Source organism: Paractinoplanes aksuensis (assembly GCF_024137025.1).
Classification (GTDB): domain Bacteria; phylum Actinomycetota; class Actinomycetes; order Mycobacteriales; family Micromonosporaceae; genus Actinoplanes; species Actinoplanes aksuensis.
In genome coordinates, this window is the sequence record NZ_JAMYJR010000006.1 from 54,142 (window position 1) to 73,953 (window position 19,812).

At 71.8% G+C, this 19,812-nt stretch carries 22 protein-coding genes; 13 read left to right on the forward strand and 9 right to left on the reverse strand.

Features of this window, described 5'->3' with window-relative positions; genetic code table 11:
- The first annotated feature begins 89 nt into the window (after positions 1 to 89).
- Positions 90 to 674, forward strand: a complete 585-nt coding sequence (locus tag M1L60_RS07815) for a hypothetical protein (RefSeq protein WP_253236638.1) — start codon at positions 90 to 92, stop codon at positions 672 to 674.
- Positions 675 to 680: 6 nt separating this feature from the next.
- Here the strand turns inward: M1L60_RS07815 and gap are convergent, their stop codons facing one another.
- Together gap and M1L60_RS07825 are read right to left on the reverse strand one after the other, a co-directional pair.
- The gene (gene gap, locus M1L60_RS07820) at positions 681 to 1,676 is read right to left on the reverse strand and encodes a type I glyceraldehyde-3-phosphate dehydrogenase (protein ID WP_253236639.1); all 996 of its coding nucleotides are present in this window, start codon (positions 1,674 to 1,676) and stop codon (positions 681 to 683) included.
- Between the two features lie 63 nt (positions 1,677 to 1,739).
- Positions 1,740 to 2,693 (reverse strand): GlxA family transcriptional regulator, encoded by a 954-nt coding sequence (locus M1L60_RS07825; protein WP_253236640.1) that lies wholly within the window; start codon positions 2,691 to 2,693, stop codon positions 1,740 to 1,742.
- 47 nt (positions 2,694 to 2,740) lie between these two features.
- On the opposite strand from M1L60_RS07825, the gene M1L60_RS07830 reads away from it, so the two are divergent.
- Positions 2,741 to 3,673: a thioredoxin family protein gene (locus tag M1L60_RS07830; RefSeq protein ID WP_253236641.1), complete on the forward strand. Its 933-nt coding sequence runs from the start codon at positions 2,741 to 2,743 to the stop codon at positions 3,671 to 3,673.
- 264 nt (positions 3,674 to 3,937) lie between these two features.
- The gene (locus tag M1L60_RS07835; protein ID WP_253236642.1) at positions 3,938 to 4,939 is read left to right on the forward strand and encodes an SDR family oxidoreductase; all 1,002 of its coding nucleotides are present in this window, start codon (positions 3,938 to 3,940) and stop codon (positions 4,937 to 4,939) included.
- Here M1L60_RS07835 and M1L60_RS07840 read toward each other — a convergent pair.
- Positions 4,911 to 5,792, reverse strand: coding sequence for an aldo/keto reductase (locus M1L60_RS07840; RefSeq protein ID WP_253236643.1), 882 nt, complete (start codon positions 5,790 to 5,792; stop codon positions 4,911 to 4,913). The two genes, M1L60_RS07835 and M1L60_RS07840, sit on opposite strands and share 29 nt — an antisense overlap.
- A 243-nt stretch (positions 5,793 to 6,035) precedes the next feature.
- Here M1L60_RS07840 and M1L60_RS07845 point away from each other — a divergent pair, with 243 nt between their 5' ends.
- Complete coding sequence (locus tag M1L60_RS07845; protein WP_253236644.1) at positions 6,036 to 6,716, forward strand: response regulator transcription factor; 681 nt, start codon at positions 6,036 to 6,038, stop codon at positions 6,714 to 6,716.
- Positions 6,713 to 8,050, forward strand: a complete 1,338-nt coding sequence (locus tag M1L60_RS07850) for a sensor histidine kinase (protein WP_253236645.1) — start codon at positions 6,713 to 6,715, stop codon at positions 8,048 to 8,050. The genes M1L60_RS07845 and M1L60_RS07850 overlap by 4 nt, the downstream gene beginning before the upstream one ends.
- Here M1L60_RS07850 and M1L60_RS07855 read toward each other — a convergent pair.
- Positions 8,040 to 8,363: an STAS domain-containing protein gene (locus M1L60_RS07855; RefSeq protein ID WP_253236646.1), complete on the reverse strand. Its 324-nt coding sequence runs from the start codon at positions 8,361 to 8,363 to the stop codon at positions 8,040 to 8,042. The genes M1L60_RS07850 and M1L60_RS07855 overlap by 11 nt on opposite strands.
- Positions 8,360 to 8,644 (reverse strand): hypothetical protein, encoded by a 285-nt coding sequence (locus M1L60_RS07860; RefSeq protein ID WP_253236647.1) that lies wholly within the window; start codon positions 8,642 to 8,644, stop codon positions 8,360 to 8,362. The genes M1L60_RS07855 and M1L60_RS07860 overlap by 4 nt, the downstream gene beginning before the upstream one ends.
- A gap of 100 nt (positions 8,645 to 8,744) precedes the next feature.
- Between M1L60_RS07860 and M1L60_RS07865 the strand changes: the two genes are divergently transcribed.
- Positions 8,745 to 9,302 (forward strand): GerMN domain-containing protein, encoded by a 558-nt coding sequence (locus M1L60_RS07865; RefSeq protein ID WP_253236648.1) that lies wholly within the window; start codon positions 8,745 to 8,747, stop codon positions 9,300 to 9,302.
- Here M1L60_RS07865 and M1L60_RS07870 read toward each other — a convergent pair.
- Positions 9,299 to 9,646, reverse strand: coding sequence for a hypothetical protein (locus M1L60_RS07870; RefSeq protein ID WP_253236649.1), 348 nt, complete (start codon positions 9,644 to 9,646; stop codon positions 9,299 to 9,301). The genes M1L60_RS07865 and M1L60_RS07870 overlap by 4 nt on opposite strands.
- A 206-nt stretch (positions 9,647 to 9,852) precedes the next feature.
- On the opposite strand from M1L60_RS07870, the gene M1L60_RS07875 reads away from it, so the two are divergent.
- The gene (locus M1L60_RS07875; protein ID WP_253236650.1) at positions 9,853 to 11,502 is read left to right on the forward strand and encodes an aminotransferase class V-fold PLP-dependent enzyme; all 1,650 of its coding nucleotides are present in this window, start codon (positions 9,853 to 9,855) and stop codon (positions 11,500 to 11,502) included.
- A 44-nt stretch (positions 11,503 to 11,546) separates the two neighbouring features.
- Here M1L60_RS07875 and M1L60_RS07880 read toward each other — a convergent pair whose 3' ends face one another.
- The gene (locus M1L60_RS07880; RefSeq protein ID WP_256516174.1) at positions 11,547 to 12,734 is read right to left on the reverse strand and encodes a globin domain-containing protein; all 1,188 of its coding nucleotides are present in this window, start codon (positions 12,732 to 12,734) and stop codon (positions 11,547 to 11,549) included.
- An 11-nt stretch (positions 12,735 to 12,745) separates the two neighbouring features.
- On the reverse strand, positions 12,746 to 13,174 hold the full coding sequence (locus M1L60_RS07885; protein WP_253236651.1) for an RrF2 family transcriptional regulator: 429 nt from the start codon (positions 13,172 to 13,174) through the stop codon (positions 12,746 to 12,748).
- A 170-nt stretch (positions 13,175 to 13,344) separates the two neighbouring features.
- On the opposite strand from M1L60_RS07885, the gene M1L60_RS07890 reads away from it, so the two are divergent.
- From M1L60_RS07890 to M1L60_RS07915, 6 genes are all read left to right on the forward strand, one after another.
- Positions 13,345 to 14,361, forward strand: coding sequence for an arabinan endo-1,5-alpha-L-arabinosidase (locus tag M1L60_RS07890; RefSeq protein ID WP_253236652.1), 1,017 nt, complete (start codon positions 13,345 to 13,347; stop codon positions 14,359 to 14,361).
- A gap of 359 nt (positions 14,362 to 14,720) precedes the next feature.
- Entirely contained in the window at positions 14,721 to 15,620 is a 900-nt protein-coding gene (locus M1L60_RS07895; RefSeq protein WP_253236653.1) for a DODA-type extradiol aromatic ring-opening family dioxygenase, read from the forward strand.
- Positions 15,621 to 16,166: 546 nt separating this feature from the next.
- Positions 16,167 to 17,390, forward strand: a complete 1,224-nt coding sequence (locus tag M1L60_RS07900) for a DUF1800 domain-containing protein (RefSeq protein WP_253236654.1) — start codon at positions 16,167 to 16,169, stop codon at positions 17,388 to 17,390.
- A gap of 129 nt (positions 17,391 to 17,519) precedes the next feature.
- Positions 17,520 to 18,716 carry a DUF1501 domain-containing protein gene (locus tag M1L60_RS07905; RefSeq protein WP_253236655.1) on the forward strand — a complete coding sequence of 399 codons (1,197 nt, stop codon included), beginning with the start codon at positions 17,520 to 17,522 and terminating at the stop codon, positions 18,714 to 18,716.
- Positions 18,713 to 18,913 carry a hypothetical protein gene (locus M1L60_RS07910; protein WP_253236656.1) on the forward strand — a complete coding sequence of 67 codons (201 nt, stop codon included), beginning with the start codon at positions 18,713 to 18,715 and terminating at the stop codon, positions 18,911 to 18,913. The genes M1L60_RS07905 and M1L60_RS07910 overlap by 4 nt, the downstream gene beginning before the upstream one ends.
- Positions 18,914 to 19,030: 117 nt before the next feature.
- Complete coding sequence (locus tag M1L60_RS07915; RefSeq protein WP_253236657.1) at positions 19,031 to 19,333, forward strand: hypothetical protein; 303 nt, start codon at positions 19,031 to 19,033, stop codon at positions 19,331 to 19,333.
- Here M1L60_RS07915 and M1L60_RS07920 read toward each other — a convergent pair.
- Positions 19,273 to 19,722 carry a hypothetical protein gene (locus M1L60_RS07920; RefSeq protein WP_253236658.1) on the reverse strand — a complete coding sequence of 150 codons (450 nt, stop codon included), beginning with the start codon at positions 19,720 to 19,722 and terminating at the stop codon, positions 19,273 to 19,275. The two genes, M1L60_RS07915 and M1L60_RS07920, sit on opposite strands and share 61 nt — an antisense overlap.
- Positions 19,723 to 19,812 lie beyond the last annotated feature (90 nt).

The following is a 19,812-nucleotide window of genomic DNA, read 5'->3' on the forward strand; positions in this document are numbered from 1 at the left end:
CCCGAAGCCGGGGGCGTCCCGAAGAGGGGCGCCCCCGGCGGCATCGACGCGATACGATGCCGCCCGATTTCGAGTGACGGGGGAGAGCCGTGGAGATGCCGCGGACGGTACGCAACAGTTCCTGGGCCTTCGCGGCGGCGGCCGGCATAGCCGCCGCGTCCGCGTTGGTGGTCGTGCTCGGGCAGGCCCACCACGGCCCCGCCCTCGATCGTTACCTCGACTTCAACGCCGGCGACCTGGCCGCCGAGCAGTTCGCCACCGACGTCGGTGAGATCCTGACCGTCACGCTGATTCTGGCGCTGGTCACGGTGGTGGCCGGCGGCGTGCTGGCCTTCGTCGTGCGCCGGCCGGTGGCCTGGGCCCGGACCATCGCCTGGTCCACGGCGCTGGTCCTCGCCCTGCTCGTGGGCACCGCCCTGCTGGCCGGCGTCGACCCGGTCGGCGCGACGCCTGGGCCGGACGCCGAGCCCGCGGCCCGCCTCACCTACGACCTCGTGCCCGGCTGGTACCCCAGCGTCAACGCGGTCGTCGGCCTCGGACTGCTGATCGCCCTCGGCGCCGCCGGTTTCTTCGTGCTGCGATCGTCGGCCGCCGACTTCTATCGCGCGGCCAGCAAGGTCGAGGACCCCCGCTGGTCCTCCTTCGTCGCCGAGCGCCTGGACCCGGACAAGTGAGGAAGATCAGGCGGCGAGCAGTTCCAGCGTGTCGATGACCCGGTTGCTGAAACCCCACTCGTTGTCGTACCAGGCGACCACCTTGACGTGCTTGCCGTCGACGCGGGTCAGGGCCGAGTCGAAGATGGACGAGGCCGGGTTGCCGACGATGTCCGACGAGACCAGGGCGTCCTCGGAGTATTCGAGGACGCCGGCCAGCGGGCCCTCGGCCGCCGCGCGGTAGGCGGCCAGGATCTCGTCCCGGGTGACCTCGCGGATGACGGTCGTGTTCAGCTCGACGATCGAACCGACCGGCACCGGCACCCGGATCGAGTCGCCGGACAGCTTGCCCGCCAGCCGGGGGAGGACCAGGCCGATGGCCTTGGCCGCGCCGGTGGTGGTCGGCACGATGTTGACCGCGGCGGCCCGGGCCCGGCGCGGGTCGCGGTGCGGGCCGTCCTGCAGGTTCTGCTCCTGCGTGTAGGCGTGGACAGTGGTCATGAAGCCGTGCTCGATGCCGGCCAGGTCGTCCAGCACCGAGGCCAGCGGGGCCAGCGCGTTGGTCGTGCACGAGGCGTTGGACACGATGGTGTGCACCGCGGGGTCGTACGCGGAATTGTTGATGCCGGGGGCCAGCGTCACGTCGGCGCCGTCCGAGGGGGCGCCGACGAGCACCTTGCGCGCTCCGGCGTCCAGGTGGGCCCGGGCCTTCGACGCGGCGGCCAGCCGACCGGTGGCCTCGAGGACGACGTCGACCTCCAGCTCCTTCCACGGGAGCCGGGCCGGGTCGGGTTCGGACAGGACGGCGATGCGGCGGCCGTCGACGACCAGGGTGGAGCCGTCGACGGTCACCGGGCGGCCGAGCCGGCCCGCGGTGGTGTCGAAGGCGAGCAGACGGGCCAGGGCGGCCGGCTCGGTGAGATCGTTGACGGCGACGACCTCGAGCTTGCTGTCCCGCTCGAGCAACGCCCGCAGCACGTTGCGTCCGATGCGGCCGAATCCGTTGATGGCGATGCGAGTCATGCGTCAAGCTTGGCCGGGTCGCCACGAGGTAGACAGTGGCGGGCGCGCCACCGTTCGCAAGGATCAAGCCACGAACGTCCGCCGGTACTGGCTGGGTGTGGTGCCGAGGATCCGCTGGAAGTGCATCCGCAGGTTCGAGCCCGTGCCCAGCCCCACCCGCACCGCGATCTGCTCGATCGAGAGCTGCGAGAGCTCCAGCAGTTCGCGGGCCAGGTCGATGCGGGCCCGCATGACCCACTGCATCGGCGTGTACCCGGTGTCGTCGGCGAAATGCCGCGAGAAAGTACGGGGTGAGACGGCCGCGTTCTGCGCGAGCGCGGCCAGGGTCAGCGGCTGGTCGAGCCGTTGCCGCGCCCAGTCCCGGGTCGCCGCGAAGCGTTCACCGAGCGGTTCGGGGACGCTGTGCGGCACGTACTGGGCCTGGCCGCCGCTGCGGTGGGGCGCCGCCACCAGCCGTCGCGCCGCGTGGTTGGAGGCGCCCACCCCGATGTCGCCGCGCAGGATGTGCAGGCACAGGTCGATCCCCGAGGCGGCCCCGGCCGACGTGAGCACGCTGCCCTCGTCGACGAAGAGCACGTTCTCGTCGACCAGCACCCGCGGGTGTTTGCCGGCTAGTTGCCGGGTGTAGTGCCAGTGCGTCGTGGCCCGTTTGCCGTCGAGCAGCCCGGTCGCGGCCAGCGCGAACGCCCCGGTCGAGATGGCCGCCAGCCGCGCCCCCCGCTCGTGGGCGGTGAGCAGGGCGCCGACCACGGCCGCGGGCGGATCCTCGCGGTCCGGGAACCGGTAGCCGGGCAGGAACACGATGTCGGCCCACGCGAGGGCGTCGAGCCCGTCGGCCACGTGGTAGGACAACCCGTCACCACCCGTGACGAGACCCGGCGCGGCGCCGCACACCCTCACCTCGTACGGCATGCTGGCCCTGGTCGTGAAGACCTGAGCCGGGATGCCGACGTCGAGCGGTTTGGCGCCTTCCAGCACGAGGACGGCGACGCGGTGGAGTCGTGGGAGCAGCGTCACTCGATTGACGATAGAGCCGAGGGCCTCCGGGCTGGCACGGTGTCTGTATGAGAACGCCCTCGCTACCGCAGGCCGAGTGGCTCAACTCGTTCCCACTCGGCCCGGACGACCTGCACGGGCACGTCGTCCTCTACGACTTCTGGACGCTCACCTGCATCAACTGGCTGCGCACCGTGCCCTACCGCCGCGCGTGGTGGGACGCGTACCGCCAGGACGGGTTGATCGTCATCGGGGTGCACACACCCGAGTTCGGGTTCGAGCACAGTCCCGATCTGGTCCGCCGCGCCGTGGAGGAGCGCGGCATCGACTATCCGGTCGTCCTCGACAGCGACTACGCCGTGTGGAAGGCCTTCGACAACCACTACTGGCCCGCGCTCTACCTGGCCGACGGCGACGGGGTGATCCGCGATCACCACTTCGGCGAGGGCGAGTACGAGCGGTCGGAACGGTCGATCCAGCGGCTGCTCGGCATCAGCCGCCCGCTGTCGCGGGTGGAACCGGCCGGCGTCGAGGTCGAGGCCGACTGGACCCACCTGCGAACCCCCGAAACCTATCTTGGGTACGCCCGGGGCGAGCACTTCGCATCGGCCGGCGAGGCCGAGTTCGGTCGCCGGCACCCGTACTCGTACTCGAACTACCTGCACTTCAACCATTGGGCGCTGGACGGCGAGTGGACCGTGGGCAGCGAGCACGTCACGTCGGCCGAGCCCGACGGTGGGGTGGCGTTCCGCTTCCAGGCCCGCGACGCCAACCTGGTGCTCGACCGGGCCGGCGGCGAGCCGATCCCGTTCCGCGTCACCCTCGACGGCGAGGCCCCGGGGGACGCGGCCGGCCTCGACATCGGCGCCGACGGCAGCGGCCTGCTCGACGAGGGCCGCATGTATCAGCTGATCCGTCAGCCGGGCCCGATCGGCGAGAAGTTCCTCGAGATCACGTTCGCCGCCCCCGGCGTACGGGCCTACGTGTTCACGTTCGGATAGGGGTCAGGGCCGGCACCTGCCGCAGGCGGGCCGCGAGCACGCCGCTGACGACGACGAAGGCCGACGCCAGCAGCACCACCGCGGGCCACCCGCCCCGCGACCAGGCGGTGCGCGGCCCGGGTCGTGGGCCTGACCTGGCGCGACGACCGCGCGCTGACCCCGGCCGCCGAGCGCTTCCGGACCCTGGTCGAGGGATCGGGCGAGTACGACTGAGACCTGGGGGTACCTGCACTCGCGGAACATCGTGAAGTGAGGGAGCGGGTTGTGACAGAGCGTCGAGTCGCCGTGGTCACCGGCGGCACTGCCGGGGTGGGCCGTGCGGTCGTACGGGAGCTGGCCGGGAACGGCTGGGACGTGGCGGTGCTGGCCCGGGGCAAGGCCGGGCTGGAGGGCGCCACCGACGACGCGTCGGCCCTCGGCGCGCGAGCGCTGGGCATCGAGACCGACGTGTCGGACTCCGGCCAGGTCCGGTCGGCCGCGGCGCGGGTCGAGGAAGAGCTGGGGCCGATCGAGCTCTGGGTGAACGACGCCTTCGCGGGCGACCTGCGGTACTTCTGGGACATCCCGGAGGACGAATTCCGCAAGATCACCGACGTCACCTACCTCGGCCAGGTGCACGGCACGCGGGTCGCGCTGGAGTACATGCGACCCCGCGACCGCGGCGTGATCGTGCAGATCGGCAGCGCGCTGGCCTTCCGGGGCATCCCGCTGCAGTCGGCCTACTGCGGCGCCAAGCACGCGATCAAGGGCTTCACCGACAGCGTGATCACCGAGCTCAAGCACACCGGCAGCGCCGTGCGGGTCAGCCAGGTGCAGCTGCCGGGGGTCAACACGGCCCAGTTCGACTGGAACGCGACCGACTTCGAGGACCACCCGCAGCCGGTCGAGCCCATCTTCCAGCCCGAGGTCGCGGCCCGGGCCGTCCGGTTCCTGGCCGAGAACCCGCGCCGCAACCTCTGGGTCGGATTCTCGACCGCCTACACGATCCTGGGCAGCCGGCTGGCGCCCTCGTTCATGGACTGGTACCTCGCCCGGACCGTCGTCGACGGCCAGCTCTCCGAGGACGGCGGTCCCCGCTACGGCAGCAACGTGTTCGAGCCCCAGGACGACGACGTCGACCACGGCGCCCACGGCATGTTCGACGACAAGGCCAAGAACCGGGACGCTTGGTCGTGGGCCTCGATGCACCGCGTGGCCCTGGCCGGCGCGGCCGCCGTGGTGCTCGCGGCCGCCGTCGTCATCCCCAGGGCAGGGCGGCGCGGGTAGCCCAGTAGAGCTCGGCCGGCTCGGCCTCGACCGGCGCGATGGCCGCGGGGTCGAGCCCGGCCGCCCGCAGGTTCGAGGTGAGCTGGGCCGCCGTGGCCGCGCCGGAGAGCACCACCGTCGCCCACGGCTGGTTCAGCGCGGCGGCCAGAGCCTCGGCGTCGCGCCCGGCCAGGCGGCCGTTGGCCATGGCCTCCTTGACGATGACGGCCCGCCCCGCGGCGTGGGCCTCGGCCAGGGCCGGCCCCGCGCTCGGTTCGAGCAGGTTCCAGGTGGCCTGCACGCTGCGGAACAGCGGCTCGCCGTCGACCTCGACCCCCAGCGCGGCCCGGATCGCCTCGGCCTGTCGCGGCCCGCTCGTCGACAGCCCGACCAGCGCGCCCTGCTGGGCCAGGCGCCGGTGCAGGGTCGTGTCGGTCAGCGCCGGGCTGTCCGGCGTGACGGAGTGGATCTGGTAGAGCCCGAGCCGGTCGCCGAGCAGCGCCCGGGTCTCACCCACCTGCCGGTCGAACGTACTCACGCTGTGGTCCTTGACCTCGTGCGCCTCGGCCTCGATCTGCCAGTTCGCGGTGTAGGTGTAACCCCACTTGCTGCCGACCAGCGCATCGTCGTGCCCCGGCAGCCACGAAGCCAGAAATTCCTCCGACCGGCCGTACGACCGGGCCACGTCGAAATACCGCACGCCGGCCGCATAGGCCTGATCGAGCAGCTCGTGCGCCCGCCCCCGCATGGCCTCGACACTGCGGTCGCCCGGCAGGTCAGCCTCACGCCCGAGATTGATGTACGCCGGCCGCCCCACCGCGGCCAGCCCCAGCCCGATCCGCGCCACCCCGGTCAACCCGTCGAAAAGATCCATACGTCAGGGTAGGCGCCGGAGAGGCCGAGATGGCGGTCCAGGTCTCTCCGGCATGAAAGCTCACGCCCCGTCCCGCCGAACCGGCGGGGCGGGGCGCGGGCCTGTGGGGAGGGTTCGTTCCCGACTTCGATGCTGCTCGGGGCCGATGGCGGTAGCCCTCCGGGCATATGACGGTTGCGTGACGAAACCGGGGATTCGCCGCTGAACCGTGTCGGAGCGTGCCCGGCGCGGCATCATGCGGTTATGAGTGCCGTGCTGTTGATCGAGGACGACGACCGGATCCGGCTGTCGCTGGCCATGGCCCTGGAGGACGAGGGCTACACGACGCATGCCGTGGCCACCGCCGAGGAGGGCCTGGAGCTGCAGCGCCGGCAGCCCGCCGACACCGTGCTGGTCGACCTGATGCTGCCGGGCATGGACGGGTTCGAGTGCATCCGCCAGCTGCGGCGCACCGACGACGTGCCGATCGTCGTGGTCAGCGCCCGCGACGACACCCACGACATCGTGGCCGGGCTCGAGGCCGGGGCCGACGACTACGTGGTCAAGCCGGTCGCCGTGAAAGAGCTGGCGGCCCGGCTGCGGGCGCTGCGGCGGCGGGGGCGGGCGGCCTCGGCCACCCCGGCCGTCACCGTGCTCACCTTCGGTGACCTCGAGATCCGGCCCGAGGCGGGCGAGGTGCGGTTGCACGGCGAGGTCGTCGCGGTCACCCGTACGGAGTTCCGGCTGCTCTGTGAGCTGGCCGAGCACCCGGGCCAGGTGCTCTCACGCCAGCAGCTGCTGAGCCGGGTCTGGGAGTACGAGATCGGCGACGAGCGCCTGGTCGACGTGCACGTGGGCCGGCTCCGCCACAAGATCGAGGACAGCGCGGGCAAGCCACGGCACCTGGTGACCGTCCGCGGTCTGGGCTACAAGCTGCAGCCGTGAGGCGGGCCGGGCTGCGGACCCGGGTCAGCGCCGCGTTCGCCGTGGGCGCTCTGGCCCTGTCGGCGGGCGTCACTTTCGTCTCGTACGAGTTGATCAGTAACACGCTGTTCCGCGAGCGCGAGCGGGCGGCCGTGCGGGCCACCTACTTCGACGCGGCGGCGATCAACGCCGGGCTCGGCGCCAGCAGCCCGGACGTGGGGGAGCTGCTGCAGTCGCTCGACATCGGCGCCGACCGGTACGTCCTGCTGCAGCGCGGCGGCCAGTGGTACTCGCGCAGCGCCGGCCCGGCCGCGAGCAACGCCGTGCCGCAGGCCCTGCAGCAGATGGCCGCGGACGGCGAGGCGGGCGCCCAGCGGATCCGCCGCGACCGGGAGGCGGCGCTGGTCGTGGCCGTGCCGGTGCAGGGCGACGGCGTGTTCTACGAGATCGTCTCGCTGGGCGAGCTGGAACGGACGTTGCAGCTGCTCGCGCTGGTGCTGACCGCCGTCGCCATCATGGTGTCGGCCGGCGGCGCGGCGGTCGGCTGGTACGTCACCCGGCACGCCCTGCGCCCGCTGGCCGCGGTGGCCGAGGCAGCCAGCGGCATCGCCGAGGGCGACTTCGACACCCGGCTCGACCCCGACGCCGAACCCGACCTGGCCCGGCTCACCTCGTCGTTCAACCACATGGCGGACGAGTTGTCGCGCCGGTTGCAACGGGACCGCCGGTTCGCGGCCGACGTCAGCCACGAGCTGCGGTCCCCGCTGCAGACCCTGGCCGCCGCGGTCAGCGTGCTCAACCGGCGCCGGGACGGGCTCGACGAGCGGTCGGCGGCCGCGGTCGGGCTGATCGCCGACGAGGTCACCCGGTTCCAGACGCTCGTCGACGACCTGCTCGAACTGGCCCGCAGCGACCAGCCGGTCCACCTCGAGGAGGCCGACATCGGGCTGCTGGTGGGCCGGGTGCTGAGCTCGCGGAACCTGCCCACCGACCTGGTGCGCATGGAGCCGGACACGCCGGTGGACTGGTCCGTCGACCGGCGGCGGGTCGAGCAGGCGCTGGGCAACCTGCTCGACAACGCGGTCCGCTACGGCGGGGGCCCGGTGGCCGTACGCGTGGGACCGGGCTTCTTGGAAGTGGACGACGCCGGCCCCGGAGTGCCGGACGAGGCGCGCGCGACGATCTTCGACCGGTTCGTGCGGGGACCGGCCGCTAACGCGCGCGGCGGCGGCGACGGCACCGGGCTGGGCCTGGCCATCGTGGCCGAGCACGCGGCGGCCCACGGCGGCCAGGCGTCGCTGGCCGACCGGCCCGGCGGCGGCGCGCGGTTCCGGATCGACCTGCCTATGCGCTGAGCGCTTCCTCGACGTCCTCGTAGAGCGGGAAGACCTGGTGCAGCTTCATCGTGTGCAGCACCGTCACCACGTACCGGGACGGCGCGGCCAGCGACAGCGTGCCGCCGGCGCTCTTGGCCTCGTTGTAGGCCCGCACCAGCATGCTCAGCCCGGCCGAGTCGATGGTCGGCGCCGCGTGCAGGTCGACGATGACATGCCGATGATCGCGGACGGCCTCGGTCAGCGACTCGCGCAACAGCTCGACGGCGTCCGCGTCGAGGTCGCTCAGCGGGGTGACCACCGCAGTGTCGGTGGCGTCGCGCACATCGGTCATCGGATGCCCTCCTTCTCGGGCGTACGGCGGTCGGCGGTGGTCACCACGGCGGCGACCCCGGCCCCGCCGAAGAGCACCTGCAGGCCGAGTTCGGTGAGGCTGAACCCGGGGGGCAGGTCGGCGGCGATCCGCGTGACGGTCGTGGCGAACACGGCCATGCCCACGCCGACCGTGGGCGGCAGCCAGAACGGCACCCGGCGCCCGGCCCTCGTCAGCAGATGCCCGGCAATACCGAGCGCGCCGCCGACGAGGACGGCGGTGACCAGACTGGTGACCGTCATGGCTCCACAGTGACGGTCAAGGTTTGCGGAAGTTTCCCGGCGATATGACAGTTCCATGACGGAGCCGGGGCGCCGGGCCGGCGCGAGGCATCATTCGGATATGCGGCGGGCCTGGACGATCATGACGGTGGCCGTCGTGCTGCTCGGCGGCTGCGGTGTCCGCGCCCAGGACGAGCCGCACGGCGTCGACCTGCCGCGCCACCCGCTGACCACGCCCGGCGCGGGCCCGGCGGTGGCCGCGGGCGAGGTGGCGCAGGTGCTCTGCCTGGTCCGCGACGGCCGGTTGGTGCAGACCGTGCGGCGTACGCCGTCCTACCCCGCGGTGCAGGCCCAGCTCGAGAGCCTGGCCGACGGGCCGACGCCGGAGGAACGCTCGACCGGCCTGGGTACGGCGCTGACCGGGCAGTCCCTGACCGGCCGGATGCTGGCCGGGGCCGAGGCGACCGTGGACGTCCCCGACTTCGACGAGGGCAACGCCCGCAACGACGAGATCCTGGCCTACGGGCAGATCGTATGCACGCTGACGGCGCGGGCCGACGTGGGCTCGGTGGTCTTCACCCGCGACGGCCAGTCGCTGCAGGTGCCGCGGGCCGACGGCACGCTGACCGGCGGCCCGCTGCACAGCAGCGACTACGCGCGCCTGCTGGTGCCCGGCTAGCGCGTCGCGGCCAGGGCCGGGTGCCGAGCCTCCCATTCGTCGCGCACCTTGGCCGGCAGGTGCAGATGACGCCAGAGCCGGCGCAGCACGCTCGGGTTGAGCAGGTTGTTGATCTCACAGCAGTCGGCGGCCTGGCACAGCACGGTCTGGTAGGCCTGCCGTTGCTGGGCCGGATCCTCAAGGTCCAGCAGGCGGCGGCTGCGGTGCCCGGTGGCCATGTGTTTCGGCAGCTCGAGCAGGCCGACGCTGTGGCCGTGCAGGTCGTCGAGGCGGTCGGGGACGCTGGGGGCCCGGTTGGTCGGACCGCGCTGCTGGCGGCCGTCCCGGGCGGCGACGTACGGCATGTGGTCAGGCTAGGCTCGCCCGTGCTCCCGGACGGGCGGGTCGGCCGGACAGGTTGTCAGGGTGCCGATTGTGTTGACTGTGATGAGCAGCAAGTCGCATTTCCCACTCCGCGCGTGACAACCGACCCCGGTGGGCGGCACCCTGAGGGCCACGTCGCAGCGGTGCGCGAGATCCGCCTCCGCGCGCGACCAACGCGGAGGGAACCATGGACACACCGATCCTGCGGCGGCTGCGCGAGGGTTCGATCGGCACGGGCACGGTCATCGACGGCCCCTTCGGCCCGCGCCGGGTCACGTACGCCGATCAGACCGCCTCCGGCCAGGCGCTCGACTTCGTCGAGGACTTCATCCGGGACACGGTCCTGACCGGGTACGCCAACACCCACACCGAGGCCTCGGCGACCGGGGCGGGCACCCAGGCGCTGCGGGAACAGGCGCGCGAGTCGATCCACCGGGCGGTCGGCGCGGGTCCCGGCGACGTCGTGCTGTTCTGCGGCTCGGGGGCCACGACGGCGGTCAACAAGCTGGTCGCCACGCTCGGGCTGCGGGTGCCGGAGAACCTCGACGACCGGTACGGGTGGAGCGGGCAGATCCCGTCGGCCGAGCGCCCGGTCGTGTTCGTGGGGCCCTACGAGCACCACTCCAACGTCCTGCCCTGGCGCGAATCGGTGGCCGACGTGGTCGAGATCGGCAGCGACGGGCGCGGTAATCCCGATCTCGAAGATCTTCGAAAAGCCCTCATTGCGTACGCCGGAAGGCCCTTGCGGATCGGCAGTTTCAGCGCCGCTTCGAACGTGACCGGCCTGCTCACCGACGTCGGAGCGATCTCGGCCCTGCTGCGCGAGCACGGCGCCCTGTCGGTCTGGGACTACGCGGCCGGCGGCCCCTACCTGCCGATCACGATGGCCGACAAGGACGCGATCTTCCTGTCGCCGCACAAGTTCCCCGGTGGCCCGCAGACGCCCGGCCTGCTCGTGGTGGGCAAGCACCTGCTGGTCAACCGCGTGCCGACCAACCCCGGGGGCGGCACGGTGGCGTTCGTCGACCCGGAAGACCACCGCTACCTGGACGACCCGATCGCCCGCGAGGAGGGCGGCACCCCGGCCATCGTCGAGTCGATCCGGGCCGGCCTGGTCTTTCAGGTCAAGGACGCGGTCGGCACCGACGTGATCGCCGCTCAGGAACACGCGCTGTGGCAGCGGGCGCGGGACCGCTGGGCCGGCGACGACCGGATCCAGATCCTCGGCGACCTGGAGTCACCCCGCCTGCCCATCGTGTCGTTCCAGATCCGCGCGGGCGAGCGCCACCTGCACCACAACTACGTGGTGAGGCTGCTCAACGACCTGTTCGGCATCCAGGCCCGGGGCGGCTGCTCGTGCGCCGGCCCGTACGGTCACCGGCTGCTCGGCATCGGCCCCGAGCTCTCACGCCGGTTCGAGCACGAGATCGAGGACGGCTGGGAGGGCATCAAGCCGGGCTGGTCGCGCCTCAACTTCGCGTACTTCCTCTCCGACACGGTCGCCGACTACCTGATCGAGGCGGTGTCGCTGATCGCCTCCCACGGAGCTCGGCTGCTGCCCGACTACCGCTTCGATCCGCGCACCGGCCAGTGGTGTCACATCAACGCTGTTTGGTCGCGGCCGAAGTTGTCGAACCTTGGTCTGCACGCCGACGGCTCGGTCACCCGGCCGCCGGCGCCGGCTCAGCTGGGCGAGGACGTGCTGCCGGCCCAACTGGCCGAGGCCCGCTCGATCCTCGCCGGCCGACCCGTCCCGGTTGACGGCTCAGGCGCCGAGTTGCCGGCCGCGTTCGAGAAGCTGCGCTGGTTCCTGCTACCCGACGACTGCCTCGCCTGAGACGGATCCCGGGGCGGACCCGGGATCCGTCTCAGGGGCGGGCGTCAGGCGGGGACGGGGACCGGACGCCACTGCTCCGAGCCGAAGACCTCGTACCGGATGTTGGCGTCGGGAACGCCGCGGCGGTGCAGGCCGGCCCGGATGTGCTGCATGAACGGCACCGGGCCGCACAGGTAGACCTCGGCCCCCTCGTCCAGCGGGATCAGGTCGACGTCGACCCGGCCGGTCGACTCCTCGTACCAGGTCAGGTTGGTGAACGTGCGCAACCGGGAGCCGTGACTGGCCGTGTCGTGGCGCAGCGGGTGCCGGTCGGGGCTGCGGTCGGCGTGCACGGCGGTGACCGGGCGGGCCGGCTGGGTGCGGGCCACGTGGTCGAGGATGGCGGCGATCGGCGTGATGCCGACCCCGGCGCTGACCAGCAGCAGGGGAGTGCCGCCGTCGCGCAGGGTCAGATCGCCGTACGGCTGGCTCAGGCGCAGCGTGTCGTCGACCTGCACCACGTCGTGCAGCCACCCCGAGACCACGCCGTCGGGGGTCCCGTCGCGGCCGCGCACCCGGCGGACGGTGATCCGCAGCGGGCCGCCGGTGGCCGACTGGGACAGCGAGTACTGCCGCAGCTGGCGGGAGCCGTCGGGCAGGTCGGCCGCGACCGTCACGTACTGGCCGGGCAGGAAGTGCGGGGCCGGGGCGCCGTCGGCCGGGGAGAGCAGGAACGACACCGCGTCGTGGGCCTCCTCGATCCGGTTGACCACGGTGTACTCCCGCCACGGGTCCGTGCCGTCCACGCCCGCCTCGCCGTACAGCCGGGCCTCGCGGCCGATCAGCCGGGACGCGAACAGCCAGTACACCTCGTCCCAGGCGGCGGCGATCGGCGGGGTGACCGCGTCGCCGAGGACCGTGCCCACCGCGCCCATCAGGTAACGGCCGACCAATGTGTACTGCTCGGGCCGGATGCCGAGGGCGCAGTGCCGCTGCGCGATGCGTTCGACCACGTGGTCGAAGACGTGGGCCTCGGGCCCGGCGCCGACCAGGTGCGCGGCGAACGCGGCGACGGCTCCGGCCAGGGCCGACTTCTGCTCGCCGGTGGCCTGGGCGCTGCGGCTGAACGTGTTGAGCAGTTCGGGGTTCTCACCGAGCATCGTGTCGTAGAAGACGCCCGAGATCGCGTCGAGGTGCTGCGCGACGACGGGGAGGGTCGCCTCGACGACCGGGATGCTTTTCTCCGAGAGCATGTGGATCTCCTTTAGTGCCGGCCCAGACTCAGCAGGACCTGGCGGACCGGCGGCGCGGTGAGGTCGCCGATCGTGATGGGGTCCAGGGAGGCATAGAACGCCTCCTGGGCGCGCTTGAGCGCTCCGCGCAGCCGGCAGCCCTGGCTGAGGGGGCAGGCCGGATCGCCGCTGCAGTCGACGACCTCGGTCTCGCCCTCGAGCTCGCGGATCAGGCCGCCGACCGACGAGTCGCGGGCGGCCGGAGCCAACCGGACACCGCCGCTGCGGCCCCGCACCGTCTCGAGCAGGCCCATGTGCTGGAGCTTCTGCACCACCTTGGCGAGGTGGTGGCGGGGGACCTCCAGCGAGGCGGCCAGCTCGTCGATGGTGAGCAGGTCGTCGCGGGCGGCCCCGAGCATGAGGACCCGGAGCCCGATGTCGGTGGAGCGGTTCAAGCGCACGAGACGACCATAGTTAAAGAGGACTCTTGAAGTCTTGTTTTATGGGAGTGATCACAGTGGTGGTTGACATGTGTCGATGTTAACGTTCACCATGGTAAGTCCGTCCCCATTCGTCTGTGTCCTCGTCGTTCCACCGCGGCTCGGGCGCAGCCCCGATCGAAGGACAAGCCATGTTCCGAAAGCTCACGGCGGCCGGAGTCCTCACGGCCGCCACCGTCACGGCTCTGGCCCTGACGCTCAACGCCCACGCCGCGGTCAACGCCGCGCCGGTCGTCGCGGCGGCGACTCCGACCGTGCCCCCCGGGCAGTACCCGAACCCGGGCGTGGTCACGGGAGCCACGCGTACGCATGACCCGTCCGTAGTGAGGACGCCGAGCGGCGGCTATCTCGTGGCCCAGACCGGCGACAACCTGCCCCTGTCGACGTCGGCCGACCGCACGGCGTTCCGGGCGGCCGGCAGCGTCTTCCCGGACGGCGCGCCGTGGACGACGGCCTATACCGGGGGCAGCCGCAATTTGTGGGCGCCCGACGTGTCGTACCGGAACGGCCGTTACTACCTGTACTACTCGGCCTCGACGTTCGGCTCCAACCGGTCGGCGATCTTCCTGGCCACCAGCACCACCGGCGCCTCCGGCAGCTGGACCAACCAGGGCCTGGTCATCGAGTCGTCCGGGTCCGACAACTACAACGCGATCGACCCCAACCTGACCGTCGACACGGCCGGCAAGTGGTGGCTGAACTTCGGGTCGTTCTGGTCGGGCATCAAGCAGATCCCGCTCGACGCCGCGACCGGCAAACGCTCCGGCACGACGATCCGCAGCCTGGCCGGGCGGGGTGGTGGCGCGATCGAGGCGCCGACCCTGGTGCGGCACGGCTCCTACTACTACCTATGGGTGTCGTTCGACCTGTGCTGCCGCGGCGCGTCCAGCACGTACCGCGTGATGGTGGGGCGCTCGACCAGCCCGAACGGCCCGTTCACCGACCGGAACGGGGTCGCGATGACCTCGGGCGGGGGCACCCAGGTGCTGGCCGGGCACGGCAGCATCCATGGCCCCGGCCACCAGACGGTGATCACCGATACCGATGCTGACGTGCTGTTCTATCACTACTACGCCAACAACGGGACGTCGTTCCTGGGTGTCAACGTGATCGGCTATGACTCCGCCGGCTGGCCCTTCGTCTATTAGCGCTGGTCGAGCCGGCCCGCAGCCCCACGCATGCGGGCTGTGGGCCGGCGCCGCGTCTTCATCCGCGGTGCGCGTTCGTCCGCGCTGCGCCTTCATCCGCGCTGCGCCTTCATCCGCGCTGCGCCTTCATCCGCGGTGCGCGTTCGTCCGCGCTGCCCCTTCGTCCGCGCTGCGCCTTCGTCCGCGCTGCGCGCTCGTGCGTGTCGTGCCCCTTGTGCGCGCCGCGTCTGGCCGTGCGTTGCGTCCGGCCGTGCTTCGCATGGGGCGGCGGGTGGCGTCGGCAACAGGTATTTGACGAATCAAGTTTCCGGCGTATCTTAGATGGAGCTTGTAGCTTCAACTAAAAGCCGGGAGTCAGCATGTCCAGCACCACTGCCACGGCCGATGCCCGCATCCCGGCCGCCCATCCGTTCGCCCAGCACGTACGCCGGGCCGCCGAGGCCGAGGCGGCCGACCCGCACCGCAGCTGGACCCCCGAGGACGGCCCCCTGCCCAGCCTGTACGTGAGTCACGGCGGCGGCCCCATGCCGTTCGAGAACCCCGAGTGGCTCAACCCGCTGCGCCGCTGGGCCCGCGCCCTCCCCAAGCCCAAGGCGATCCTGGTCGTCAGCGCCCACTGGGAGTCGGCGCCGCTCTCGCTGAGCGCCGCCCGTCCCGGCGAGCTGGTCTACGACTTCGGCGGCTTCGACCCGCTCTACTACACGTTCCGCTACGACACCCCCGACGCCGCCCCGCTGGCCCAGCAGGTGGCCGCGATGATGCCCGACGGCGAACGGGCCCACGAACACAACCGCCGCGGCCTCGACCACGGCGCCTGGGTCCCCCTGAAGATCATGTACCCGGCCGCCGACGTCCCCGTGCTGCAGCTCAGCCTGCCCACCGACGACCCCGACCAACTGCTGGCCCTCGGCGCCCGCCTGCGCCCGCTACGCGAACAGGGCGTGCTCGTCGTCGGCTCCGGCCACATGACCCACGGCCTGCCGTTCCTGACCCGCGAACAGTTCGTCGACAACAAGGTCCCCGGCTGGTCGGCCGACTTCGACGCCTGGGCCGCCGAAGCCCTCGACCGCGGCGACGTGTCCGAACTGGCCCGCTTCCGCAGCGCCGCCCCCGGCATGCCCTACTCCCACCCCACGGTCGAACACTTCACCCCGTTGTTCGTGGCCCTGGGCGCAGCCGCCGACCCGGCCGCCCCCGTCGTCACCAAGCTCGAGGGCTACTCCCTGGGCCTGTCCCGCCGCTCCTTCCAGGCCGCCTGACCCAGCCGCTTCGGGCCGCAGTCCCGCCGTCCATCACGGATAACTCGACTGCGGCCCGCCCGGCTGACCGGCGTCCTGCTGGGCCGCCTGGCCCCCGCCATCCCGGGCCGCAGTCCCGTCGTCCCTTCCGGGCCGTTCGACTGCGGCGGGCTCGGCTGGCCGGCGTCCTGCTGTTCCTGCTGGGCCGCCTGACTCCCGCCACCCCGAGCCGCAGTCCCGTCGTCCCTTCCGGATCGCTCGACTGCGGCTGGCCCGGCTGACCTGCCTTCCGCCGTCCCTTCCGGGCCGCCTGAGCCCGGCCGCTGACCAGGTTTCTGCCGGTCCCTTCCAGACCGCCTGGGTGTGGCCGGTTCAGCGGGTTGGCGGGTCCCGGGCCAATTGCAGATCGCTTGGTTGCCGCCGATGCGGTCGGGCTGACCGGCGTTCTGCCGTTCCTTCTGGGCCGCCTGACCCCGGCCCGCGACCGTGCTGACCCGGCGGTGGTCTGAACGAAGCGCGGACTCTGCCCTTACGTAACGCTTACACAAGCGGCCTAGCGTCGCCCGCATGACCGATCGACGCCTGGTGATGCACCTGCTGCGGCGGCTCAGCTTCGGGCCGACCGCGGCCGAGGTCGACGCGGCCGTTCGAGCCGGCTACGACGCCACGCTGGAACGGCTGCTCGCCCCGGTCGCGCTGCCGGAACCACCCGATCTCGGGCCCGAGCCGGATCCCGGCGGCAGCCGCGAGGGGCGTCAGGCCGCCCGCAAGAAGCAGCGCGAGCAGGTCGGCGTGCTCGGGCGGTGGTGGCTGAGCCGGATGGTCGCCGACCCGACCGCGGCCGAGAAGCTCACGTTCTTCTGGCACGGCCACTGGGCCACCAGCGCCCAGAAGGTGCGCTCGGCCCGCCTGATGCTCGCCCAGCAACAGACGTTCCGCCGGTACGGTACGGGTCCGACCGGACCCTTCGTCCGCGCCATGCTGCGGGATCCCGCGCTGATCCTCTGGCTCGACGGTCAGAAGAACACCCGCAAGGCGCCCAACGAGAACCTGTCCCGCGAGGTCATGGAACTCTTCACGCTCGGCGTCGGCGCCTACACCGAGGACGACGTCAAGGCGGGCGCCCGCGTGCTGACCGGTTGGCAGGTCGACCGGGCCGCCGGCACCGCCCGGTTGGTTCCGCGACGCCACGACGATCAGGCGGTCGCCCTGCTCGACGGCCGGGCCGACGGCCGGGCCGACGGCGTCGACTCGTATGCCGATCTGATCGTCCGACAATCGGCTCATCTGCCCTTCCTGGCCGGTCGACTGTGGGCGCGCTACGGCGGCCCGGGCCCGGCGCCGGCCGTCACCGGACGCGACGCCACATCTCTGCTGCGGGCGATCTGCGCTGCGCCCGAGTTCGCCGCCGCCAACGGCACGTTGGTCAAGCAGCCCATCGAGTGGCTCGTCGGCGCCTTGCGCCAATTACGCATCGAGCCCGACGGCACCGAGCCGACCCTGCGCGCACTGGGCCAGATCCCGCTGCGCCCACCGTCGGTCGGCGGATGGCCCGAGGGCGCGGCCTGGCTCACCACGTCGTCAACCCTGACCCGGCTGCGCGCCGCCCAGAAGCTGGCGGCGAAGGCCGAAATCGACGACCTGACCGGCCCCGACCGCCTCGAAGCCCTGGCCAACCGCCTGGCCATCGACACCTGGACCGACCGGACCCACGCGACCCTGACTCCCATCAAGGACCCACGCCGATTACTCGCACTAGCCCTGGCCAGCCCCGAATACGCCATCCATTGACCACCAATCACGCGCGGCCGTCCACGGATAGGTCATCCGCTTGTTCGGCGGCTGGCTTGCTCGACTGTCCACCGACTGCGCCACCGGAACGGAACTCCGTGTCGCGGGCGTCCACCGAGGAGGAATGAGATGGACACCATCACCAGGCGGCGGTTTCTGGTTGCTAGTGGCGTTACCGCGGCGGCGGCGGGCACGCTCGGCCTGCGCGAGATTCTCGCGACTGCGGGCGATCGCGATCCGGCGGCGAAGACACTTGTGTTGGTCACGCTGTACGGGGGCAACGACGGATTGAACACTGTCATCCCGTACGAGGATCCGGCCTATGCCGCCGCCCGGCCCGACTTCGCCTATCGGCCGGAGGAACTGCTCGACCTTGGGGCGGGTGAAGCCCTCAACCCGGGCCTGCCGGGGCTGCACAAGCTTTTCGGCGAGGGACGGCTGGCGATCATCCGTGGGGTCGGTTATCCGAAGCCGAACCGCAGCCACTTCCAGTCGATGGACATCTGGCAGACCGCCCAACCTGATCGCCCGGGCACCACCGGCTGGCTCGGCCGCTGGCTCGACACGGTTGGCGGCGACCCGCGGCTGGCGATCTCGTCCGAGCCGGTGCTGCCGCCCCTGCTGGCCGGCTCCACCAGTGCCGGTGCGACCGTGCCCGGCGGCGAACTCAAACTGCCGGCCGGAATTACGCCGGACCTGCTGACCAAGCTTGGCGCGTCGGCCGCGGGGGAGTCGCCGGCCCAGGCCCGCGCCGCCGCTTGCTTCGCCGACCTGGCCCGGGTCCGCGACCTGATCACGTCGGCGCCCCTGGCCGAGGACGACGACGCCGAGGCCCCGGCCACCGCGACCGGCGGCGCCGCGCCGCCCCTCGACCAGCAGCTGGACCTCGTCGCTCGCTGCGTCGAGGCGAACGTGGCGACCCGGGTCTATTCGGTGTCGCTGGGCGGCTTCGACCTGCACGCCGACGGCAAGGACGCCCAGAAGGCCCTGCTGGCCAAGCTCGACAAAGCGTTGTCCGCCTTCGCCGAGCGCGTGACCGGCCGGGGTGTGGTCGTCGCCGTCTATTCCGAGTTCGGGCGTCGGGTCAAGGCCAACGCGTCCGACGGCACGGACCATGGCACGGCGTCCCCGATGTTCCTGGTCGGCGACGGCATCAAGGGCGGCCTGCACGGCGAGCCCCCGAGCTTGACCGACCTCGACGACGGCGACCTGAAGTTCACGACCGACTTCCGGGACGTCTACGCGACGCTGCTCGCCGACGTCCTCGACAGCGACCCGGCCCGGATCCTCGACGGCTGGTCGGGCCGCCTCGAGCTGAGCGCGTGACCGGCTCGTCAGCACCGGCCGGGCCGGTCCGCCCAGAGCGGGTGCTGCGCGGCCTGCCCATCAACCGCCTCTCGATCGACGCCGCCACTGAGTGCGCGACCGGCTCGTCAGCACCGGCCGGACCGGTCGCCTGGGGTGAGGTGCTGCGCGGCCTGCCCATCAACCGCCTCTCGATCGGCGCCGCCCTGACCGCGTGACCGGCTTGCAAGAACCGGCTGGGGCGGCGTGAACAGCCCGTCAAAACCGGCCCGGACGGCGTCAACGTCTTGTCAAAACGCAAGGCGCCGGCCCGGGCGGTGACGCATCGTCGAAGCGTGAACGCCCACCTGACCACGCTCGGCATCGGTGCCGTGGTTGTCGCTCTGCAGCTCTACCTCGTACGCCGTAGTGATCGCACCGGCCCCGGGGCCGCCGCCACCGCCTGTCTCGGCATCCTCATCTGTCTCGTGCTGTTGGAGACCGGGCATCAGGCGCAGCGCGCCCGCCCGGCCCGGCACGAGTCGCTGGAGTCGCTGCTGCTGCACGACCGTGCGGCCGCAGTGAGCTACGAGCCGCGTCAGGGCTGGACATTGATCACTGGGGTGGAACAGGCGCCGTCGGACCTGCCGTTGAGGTAGAAGCGAGCGAAGACGCCGGCATAGGTGCTGGTCGGATACTGCGTCGTGCCCCACGGCGACCCGGTGTCACCGGTGGCGCCGACGTCGGCCAGGGTGCTCTGCGAAGCGCCCCAGGCCCGCACCAGTGGGCTGTCACCGTTGGTCTTGCGAACGCTGATCGCCACGCGCGACGGCCGGAACGAAGGCTCGGTTCCCCAGGCGACGCGATAGACGGTGAATGACGAGTAGTTCGGCGTGGGATAGCTGACCCAGGAGCGAAACAGTATGAGCCGGGCGCCGATGCGGCATTGGGCGTGGAGTGGCCCCACCACGGTGGCCGCCTGCGCCGGAACGGCGAGCCCGAGGGTGGCAGCCAACGCGATTATCGGTACGAGCGCGAGTCTTCTCATGTCTGTCCACTATCGAGATCAACCGCCGTTCTGTCGTGAAGCCCAGGTATGAAATCGGCCTACACCCGTGGGTTGACGACGGGCCGCCGG

What these genes read in the sequence shown, in the direction of transcription:
- gap (WP_253236639.1), bottom strand. Translation starts at nt 1,676, where the DNA reads ATGACTCGCATCGCCATCAACGGATTCGGCCGCATCGGACGCAACGTG.
- M1L60_RS07830 (WP_253236641.1), top strand. Translation starts at nt 2,741, where the DNA reads ATGAGAACGCCCTCGCTACCGCAGGCCGAGTGGCTCAACTCGTTCCCA.
- M1L60_RS07840 (WP_253236643.1), bottom strand. Translation starts at nt 5,792, where the DNA reads ATGGATCTTTTCGACGGGTTGACCGGGGTGGCGCGGATCGGGCTGGGG.
- M1L60_RS07845 (WP_253236644.1), top strand. Translation starts at nt 6,036, where the DNA reads ATGAGTGCCGTGCTGTTGATCGAGGACGACGACCGGATCCGGCTGTCG.
- M1L60_RS07855 (WP_253236646.1), bottom strand. Translation starts at nt 8,363, where the DNA reads ATGACCGATGTGCGCGACGCCACCGACACTGCGGTGGTCACCCCGCTG.
- M1L60_RS07860 (WP_253236647.1), bottom strand. Translation starts at nt 8,644, where the DNA reads ATGACGGTCACCAGTCTGGTCACCGCCGTCCTCGTCGGCGGCGCGCTC.
- M1L60_RS07865 (WP_253236648.1), top strand. Translation starts at nt 8,745, where the DNA reads ATGCGGCGGGCCTGGACGATCATGACGGTGGCCGTCGTGCTGCTCGGC.
- M1L60_RS07870 (WP_253236649.1), bottom strand. Translation starts at nt 9,646, where the DNA reads ATGCCGTACGTCGCCGCCCGGGACGGCCGCCAGCAGCGCGGTCCGACC.
- M1L60_RS07875 (WP_253236650.1), top strand. Translation starts at nt 9,853, where the DNA reads ATGGACACACCGATCCTGCGGCGGCTGCGCGAGGGTTCGATCGGCACG.
- M1L60_RS07880 (WP_256516174.1), bottom strand. Translation starts at nt 12,734, where the DNA reads ATGCTCTCGGAGAAAAGCATCCCGGTCGTCGAGGCGACCCTCCCCGTC.
- M1L60_RS07890 (WP_253236652.1), top strand. Translation starts at nt 13,345, where the DNA reads ATGTTCCGAAAGCTCACGGCGGCCGGAGTCCTCACGGCCGCCACCGTC.
- M1L60_RS07895 (WP_253236653.1), top strand. Translation starts at nt 14,721, where the DNA reads ATGTCCAGCACCACTGCCACGGCCGATGCCCGCATCCCGGCCGCCCAT.
- M1L60_RS07900 (WP_253236654.1), top strand. Translation starts at nt 16,167, where the DNA reads ATGACCGATCGACGCCTGGTGATGCACCTGCTGCGGCGGCTCAGCTTC.
- M1L60_RS07905 (WP_253236655.1), top strand. Translation starts at nt 17,520, where the DNA reads ATGGACACCATCACCAGGCGGCGGTTTCTGGTTGCTAGTGGCGTTACC.
- M1L60_RS07920 (WP_253236658.1), bottom strand. Translation starts at nt 19,722, where the DNA reads ATGAGAAGACTCGCGCTCGTACCGATAATCGCGTTGGCTGCCACCCTC.